We start from the raw sequence: 1,591 nt of genomic DNA, 5'->3' as shown, positions 1-1,591 counted from the left end.
CGAGGTTGTGTGGAAACGCGCCGGTTGGCGACGACGCGCGAGAGCGCAAGGCCCGTTGGCTGCACGAGACGTGCTCTGCGCGACGGTCCTCAGGCCCGGGCGGCGGCGATCACGGTCCCGACGCCCTTGATCGCGATCGCCCGCTTCAGGTTGTAGGCCAGCACCTGGAGGCTCATCTCGGTCCGGACCTGTCTGAGCGTTCGGGTGAGGAAGTGGGTCGCCCCCATCCACGCCTTGATCGTGCCGAACGCGTGCTCGACCGTCCGCCGCCGGACCCGCATCGCGTCCGGGCGCTGGTCCAACCTGCGCTGCATGGCGTCCAGCACGCCCTCGTGCTCCCAGCGCGCGACGCGTCGCCATGGGGCCGGCGTGCACCGCGCCTTGATCGCGCAGCCTGCGCAGTTGGTGGTCCAGTAGTAGCGCAGCGTCTTGCCGGTCTCGTCCACGCGGTCGAACCGCCACCCCAGCGTCTCGCCCGCGGGGCACCGGTAGGCGTCGCTCTCGGGCAAGTACACGAAGTCCCACTTGCCGAACCGCCCGTCCGCCTTCGCGCCGGAGGTCAGGGTTGCGGGCACGAGCGGCGTGATCCCCGCCGCCTCGCAGGCAACGATCTCCTCGCCGGAGAAGTAGCCGCGGTCGGCGATCACCGTCAGCGTATCGCCGCCCATGGCGTCCCGCGCCCGGCTCGCCATCACGGTCAGCTGCGCCCGGTCGTGGCCCTCGTTCGTCACCTCGTGGGCGACGACGAGGTGGTGTGTCGTCTCCACCGCTGCCTGCACGTTGTAGCCGACCACGCCCGTGCCCCGGCCGCTCGTCGCCATCGAGCGCGCGTCCGGGTCGGTGAGCGAGATCTGCCCGTCGGGTGCGGCGCGCAACGCTGGCTCCATCGCCCGCAAGCGCCTCGTCTGCTCGCGGAGCGCCGCGATCTTTTCCTTCAGGCGGGCCGACTTGGCTTGCAGAACCTCGTCGCCCTCGTGGCGGTCGGCCGCCTCCATCGCGTCCAGGTAGCGCGCCACGCTCGCCTCGATCTGCTCGACGCGCTTGGCCAGCTTGTGGGGCGTGAAGTTCTTGTCGCGGTTGTTCACCGCCTTGAACTTGCTGCCGTCCACCGCGACTGTCGCGTCCCCGAGCAGGCCGAGCCGCCGGCACAGCGCCACGAACTCTCGGCAGGCGGCGCGGATCGCCGTGCCGTTGTCCCGGCGGAAGTCGGCAATGGTCTTGAAGTCGGGCGCCAGCCGGCCCGTCAGCCACATCAGCTCCAGGTTCCGCCCCGCCTCGCGCTCCAGCCGCCGGCTCGACGGGACGCGGTTCAGGTAGCCGTAGATGTAGATCTTGAGCAGCGTCGCCGGGTGGTAGGCAGGGCGGCCCGTTGCCGCCGGCTCGGCCCCCTCGAAGCCGAGCGCCGCCAGGTCGAGCGCATCCACGAAGGCATCGACCGCGCGGACCGGATTGTCCTCGGCCACGTAGTCGTCCACGCAATCGGGAAGCAGCTGGCTCTGCCGCCGGTCCGCACCTTCGACGAAGCGCTTCATCCCGGCCTCCGCAGCGACGCCAGGATTCTGGCGCACCGCGCCGTTTCCACACAACCTCG

Annotated in this window: 1 protein-coding gene; it reads right to left on the bottom strand. The window is 70.8% G+C overall.

From position 1 onward, the window contains the following. Positions 1 to 89: 89 nt before the first annotated feature. Entirely contained in the window at positions 90 to 1,532 is a 1,443-nt protein-coding gene (locus tag ACLF3M_RS35215) for an IS1182 family transposase (RefSeq protein WP_430661681.1), read from the bottom strand. Between the last annotated feature and the right edge of the window lie 59 nt (positions 1,533 to 1,591).

Source organism: Falsiroseomonas sp. HW251, from assembly GCF_050563545.1.
GTDB lineage: Bacteria > Pseudomonadota > Alphaproteobacteria > Acetobacterales > Acetobacteraceae > Falsiroseomonas.
Note: the sequence above shows the minus strand (reverse complement) of the source record. Positions and strands in the feature narration are given on the sequence as shown.